At 41.1% G+C, this 4,881-nt stretch carries 8 protein-coding genes; 1 reads left to right on the top strand and 7 read right to left on the bottom strand.

Annotated elements, in window-relative coordinates; genetic code table 11:
• Positions 1-90: 90 nt before the first annotated feature.
• From AC3DU7_RS25315 to AC3DU7_RS25285, 7 genes are all read right to left on the bottom strand, one after another.
• Complete coding sequence (locus AC3DU7_RS25315) at positions 91-312, bottom strand: hypothetical protein (RefSeq protein ID WP_293127137.1); 222 nt, start codon at positions 310-312, stop codon at positions 91-93.
• A 124-nt stretch (positions 313-436) separates the two neighbouring features.
• Complete coding sequence (locus tag AC3DU7_RS25310) at positions 437-814, bottom strand: hypothetical protein (protein WP_488042051.1); 378 nt, start codon at positions 812-814, stop codon at positions 437-439.
• The gene (locus AC3DU7_RS25305; protein WP_488042050.1) at positions 807-1,022 is read right to left on the bottom strand and encodes a hypothetical protein; all 216 of its coding nucleotides are present in this window, start codon (positions 1,020-1,022) and stop codon (positions 807-809) included. Before AC3DU7_RS25305 ends, AC3DU7_RS25310 begins: the two co-directional genes overlap by 8 nt.
• Positions 1,012-1,200, bottom strand: coding sequence for a hypothetical protein (locus tag AC3DU7_RS25300; protein WP_488042049.1), 189 nt, complete (start codon positions 1,198-1,200; stop codon positions 1,012-1,014). The genes AC3DU7_RS25305 and AC3DU7_RS25300 overlap by 11 nt, the downstream gene beginning before the upstream one ends.
• A 43-nt stretch (positions 1,201-1,243) precedes the next feature.
• Entirely contained in the window at positions 1,244-1,444 is a 201-nt protein-coding gene (locus AC3DU7_RS25295; protein WP_488042048.1) for a hypothetical protein, read from the bottom strand.
• A gap of 139 nt (positions 1,445-1,583) precedes the next feature.
• Entirely contained in the window at positions 1,584-2,057 is a 474-nt protein-coding gene (locus tag AC3DU7_RS25290) for a hypothetical protein (RefSeq protein ID WP_488042047.1), read from the bottom strand.
• 163 nt (positions 2,058-2,220) lie between these two features.
• The gene (locus tag AC3DU7_RS25285; protein WP_293127612.1) at positions 2,221-2,472 is read right to left on the bottom strand and encodes a hypothetical protein; all 252 of its coding nucleotides are present in this window, start codon (positions 2,470-2,472) and stop codon (positions 2,221-2,223) included.
• A gap of 620 nt (positions 2,473-3,092) precedes the next feature.
• Between AC3DU7_RS25285 and AC3DU7_RS25280 the strand changes: the two genes are divergently transcribed.
• Positions 3,093-4,881: DUF3854 domain-containing protein (locus AC3DU7_RS25280; RefSeq protein WP_488042046.1), on the top strand; the 1,789-nt coding region annotated here is incomplete at its 3' end.

The following is a 4,881-nucleotide window of genomic DNA, read 5'->3' as shown; positions in this document are numbered from 1 at the left end:
ATTTACAAGCATTATAGTCTAATTTGGCCAGTTAAGTTGTGTAAGTCCCACTAGTTTTTGTGTTTTTATGTTGTGAATTGAAACGGGAGCTTAAGAATTCAGTTTGTGCAAGCGCTTGTCTGCTTTTCTCTGTACAACTGCTGCTAGTTTTCTGATACAAGTTTGAGGTTGACGGCGGTTATAGCGCCATGATGCAACGCTATGTCGGGAGCAACCGAGGGCTGATGCTAGTTCCGATTCTTTGAAGTTGTACGGTTCTTTCAAGAGGATGATTGGGTCGATTTCTGGAATTGGTTTGAGTAATGATTTCATAGCAATGTTTGATTTGTAGCGCCCCTAGCTATTGGAAATAGGGGCTTTTGGTTAAGTCAGGGCACAGATGATTTCAATTGCAGCTAGCCAGGATAGAGCAGTGAAGATGCTGAAATACAACAGTTTAAGCATCTAATATTACCCCTTGAATCACTTCAAACGCCCTGATGGCTAAAGATTCAAAGTGTTGAGCGCGGGGATTAAGACTACTGAAAAAGTCATAGCGTTCGGGGAAAACATATCCTGACAGTAAGGCCAGTTCTCTAGCTAGATGATTGATTTCAGCTTTCAAGATTGTATTAATGCCATCTTTCAATGCCTTCGCTGCGATAGTTTCTGCTTTCTTGATATCTGCTTCTGTGAGGTTGTCGGAGTTCTCATAACTGACTGGAATTGCATTTGCATTACTTAGCAATCTATATACTGCATCCAGATACAGATGAGGGGTCTTTATATACTCACGCATTCTTAATGCCTGTTTTTTGATGTAAATCTTATCCATTGTTCTTGACCTCCGCTTCAAATATATCGGCTGCTTTCATGGCAAATTTAGCGGATTCAGATAAGCATTTCTCTACGGTTTCAGCATTGTATCCAGGGTCGCCCCATTCTTTTTCACCCTCTAAAGGCTCTTCCCATACTTCGTGTTGTTTTCCTATTTGAACAGCTAAATCTCTATAGATTTCTGCTGCTAGTTGTTTAATGTTCATTATTTTCCATTCCTTGTAATTGCTGGTTTAGTTGTGTAGTTAAGGCTTGAGCTTGCTTGATGGTTCGACAAGAGGCGATTGTAATCCATTCAAGATGATCGGTTTTGTATCGCGCTCTGACAGCTTTACCCTCTGCTACAAACTCAGCTAGTACAACTCCTTTAGGTTTTACTGGCATTGTTGATACTCCGACATTATGCAGTCCGTGATTTACTTACAAATTAATAACCTTCGTTAATGACCCACCGAACCACAGCCCGTCGATCGCGTTTATCCAAATTCTTAATCTCTGGAATTACTGCTGCTACAGCTTCTTCTATAGCTTTGCGTTGGTCATCAGTCACTTTTGGAGGTGCCCCATCGTAGTTGAGGTCATGGTTTACTTTATCGCTGGCACCGTAGTAGCCGAGACAATATGCCATTGGTTTATTTCTCCTTAAATAATTGTTGATGCGTTGATATTTGAATGCAGCTCAATTCATGCGTCTGCATTCTTGATTATTGAAAAAATGTACGAAAATCAAAAAGCCTAATAGTATCAAGGCTTTTGAGGCACAGGACTTATAAGTCTTCAGCGATCGCATATTCCCTGAGTGCCCGGACTTTGATGAAAGGCAATCCTGGACTAGGTATAGGTAAATGAGCTAGTTCTGCTATTCGTGCCAGAGAATCTTCATATTGCCCATAGTATTCACTCTTCTCGTAGGCAATATCTTTAATCTGCTGCCAAGTTTCGTCGGTCACAAATGCTTTGATAAACTGAGCTAGGTGATTAATTTCACAGAAGCCAATATCAATTAATTGGTCATTTTCATACTGCTGATGGAGTAGTTCTATAGTGCCGTTGTCGTGCAGCTCTACTTCCCAATGCTGAGAGCGATCGTCTATTAATATGACTTCACACTGAAAAATTTCTTGATAGTCCTTTTCGATGTTGTAGATTTTTTCGTCAAGACTATCCACTAAATGTCGAATATCATCAGCCAATGTTGAGTCGCAGGCTGGACTCATTGGCCGTTCTAATGCTACGGTCATGGGTATCCTCTTAGTTAAATATGGTTAACTTTGGGGCCAGGGTTACTGTAGAGGCGTCAACTCTGCAATAGCCCGACTATATATCTATTTTTTAGGTGAGTTATGGTTCATCAGAGCAACTAACTCCTTCTCCTCTCCCTATAGATACATAGTACCATAGCGGTCACAATTTAGCGACAGTATTTTTATATTTTTTCATCGCTATCCCTAAACTGTTAACTAAATCGGCATAATCTAATAGTTTTAAAACATAGGCCGTATTGGTCTCTAAATTTGGCCATTTTTTGATAGATGTACCAGACAAACCTGTTACCTCCTCTAATTCAAGAATCGCTTTAGTCTTGTATCCTCTTTGGTTAGGATGAATACCGTATTTTATTGGCATCCATTTTTGCAAATACTCTGAAGGTCTCATGTTAGTACCTAATTTGTCCTTTATTATTACTATTTTATTATTTCAATTATTGTAGAATCAATTGCAATCTCGTCCCATACATAATTATTAGTTTAAGTACCTTTAAGGTAAGTTTAATTTGAGCCTATACTTAAATGAATAATCCGATTTACTAGATCGATAGATAGGAACCTCTAAACCTTCTTATTTCAACATTTCCTTAAGCAACCAAGATTTATTGAAGATTTATTGATTTTTTATATCAGATTTTTGTAGTAAATTAGTTTTATGTCCAAAAAGCAGAAAATCGCGCCCACCGTCTGACAAACAATAACGCGATTTTCTTTGAAGTAGGCTCGAATGAGTAAAACTCATGTATTGTGCCTGAAGCTAAAGCAACAGGTCTATTTACTTCCAAGGCCAAGTCATAAAAGGCCGGACAAAGATGTAGACCCCTTAATTCAAATAACCTTGAAAATTAACTTTGGTCAAATTCTAACAACTATATATAGGTATAGTCAACTCGATCCGCGCAAAAATCGCGGATTGAACGCGGATTGATCCCGGATTTTAGAATTTAGAGGCAATACATATCTAACTTGAAACTCATCCGGCCTACATCACAACATTAGTAGGCCACCATGAACATAAATCAAACACATTTGGACGAGTGGGTCAGAAAGTCCGCAGTCCTCCAAGAAATCGTAAATCTCAACGTCCATAGCATCAACAAAGTAGAAGGATACAGCCCATCCTCCAAACTCTTTGACCTGCTCCATCCCGACCCTAATCGCACCAACTCAGGCCGACTTGATGCTTCTGGGCTGAGGAAGTTTGACAATTGTTTAGAATCCTCTGGCTGGTGGGTCTCTGGCATCGACCCCTTCACCTGGGACGTTATGGAATGGGGCCGATTCAAGCCAGACCCCGACACTCCACTGTCGAAGGCATATTTCAACCACAAGTCAGGGAAAGAAGAAAAACCTAAATATCGATCGCCCACTGGAATAGCAAGTAGGCTAGTCCTCCTCCAAATCTTCGATCAGCTCTGGGAGAAAATAAGCCAGCGGTACAATGTCCCAATCTCAGCAGAAGAAAAACAACATCCAGGCGGATTTTGGCACTGGGTCCTACAACATCCAGAAATTCCCATCATTCTCGTTGAAGGGGAGAAAAAGGCCGGGTGCTTATTGTCCCTCGGATATGTGGCCATTCCCTTGCCTGGAATCTGGATGGGTCGGCGATGGAATGATAACGTAACAAAAATTAACGATCATCTGATTCCAGATTTGGCCTTGTTTGCTCAAGCAGGAAGGCCAGTTAAAATCATCTTTGATGATGACCCCAAGCTTAAAACAAAAGTCCAAGTCTATAAGGCCACTATTGCCACAGCCAAATTATTAGATAAATCAGGGTGTAAAGTCCGAGTCGGAATGCTACCATCAATGGCCAATGGCAAAAATGCCATCGATGATTACGTTGTAGCCGGGGGAGATATTGGCCAGATTATCTCTAGCGCGATCGCCTGGGAGGAGTACAGAGATAAGCATCACCCCAACGGTGGAAAAGAAATCTCCAAACAGGAATGGTGGGAAAAAATTGGGTTTACCAGGGAAGCTAGTAAATTAGCCAAGTTTGTAGGCGGAAAAATCCAAAAACTCTCTCCCACAGTAAAACCTGAAGTCGAAGCAGGCAAAGCCATTTTGATGTCTGCAACAGATATCAAAAATCAGAATGCTAGCAGTAGTGCCATTACCTTATGGACTTCCCTGCTCAAGCTAGGTCGGCCTTACATTGAATACACTGGACCTGGAAGCATCCCCACCTACTCCGAATATAAAAAGTTGTTGGAGTCCGAAAATTGGTTAATCTCCGAACCTGAAATCAGATTTGATTTAAGAGTATGGGGAGATGCTCCAATGCGAGAAGCGATCGCCAAAGGATGGAATTTCATACTAGACAAACATGATTGTGGGGAAGGTAAATCTCATGTTTACGGCAACCTAACAGCATCAAAACTGGATGGCATACAGCGGACAGTATTTGCAGCATCAAATCACCGAAACCCTACCGTAGCCACTGTCGAGCATCGTAAGGATTTGATTGCCAAACATAGCGGGCAGACCTACGACCACAGTAAGCAGACTCCATTAGGCAATCCTTACCAAGTATCTACACCATCTGGCAAAGTGCCAGATATAAAACCTCCTTGTGTAGAATACAACTTGTTTAATACCGCCTATAAACTGCAGCTAAATGCTTATAGCGGTAAAGGTAGCAAAATCTGTCAGAAATGCCCGTTATTCGCTTCTGGCTGTGAATATCTTGATGAAAGACGCAAGACTCTAGGTACAGAAAAAATCAAAGATGATGCAGGTAATGTTATAGCAGAAGTTCCCAACTATCCCGATATTAGAGCCGATCTGAATG

This window comes from Okeania sp., from assembly GCF_983059655.1.
Note: the sequence above shows the minus strand (reverse complement) of the source record. Positions and strands in the feature narration are given on the sequence as shown.

Excerpts from the sequence above, each read along its gene's own strand:
- AC3DU7_RS25315 (WP_293127137.1), bottom strand. The coding sequence starts at position 312 with ATGAAATCATTACTCAAACCAATTCCAGAAATCGACCCAATCATCCTC.
- AC3DU7_RS25310 (WP_488042051.1), bottom strand. The coding sequence starts at position 814 with ATGGATAAGATTTACATCAAAAAACAGGCATTAAGAATGCGTGAGTAT.
- AC3DU7_RS25305 (WP_488042050.1), bottom strand. The coding sequence starts at position 1,022 with ATGAACATTAAACAACTAGCAGCAGAAATCTATAGAGATTTAGCTGTT.
- AC3DU7_RS25300 (WP_488042049.1), bottom strand. The coding sequence starts at position 1,200 with ATGCCAGTAAAACCTAAAGGAGTTGTACTAGCTGAGTTTGTAGCAGAG.
- AC3DU7_RS25295 (WP_488042048.1), bottom strand. The coding sequence starts at position 1,444 with ATGGCATATTGTCTCGGCTACTACGGTGCCAGCGATAAAGTAAACCAT.
- AC3DU7_RS25290 (WP_488042047.1), bottom strand. The coding sequence starts at position 2,057 with ATGACCGTAGCATTAGAACGGCCAATGAGTCCAGCCTGCGACTCAACA.
- AC3DU7_RS25285 (WP_293127612.1), bottom strand. The coding sequence starts at position 2,472 with ATGAGACCTTCAGAGTATTTGCAAAAATGGATGCCAATAAAATACGGT.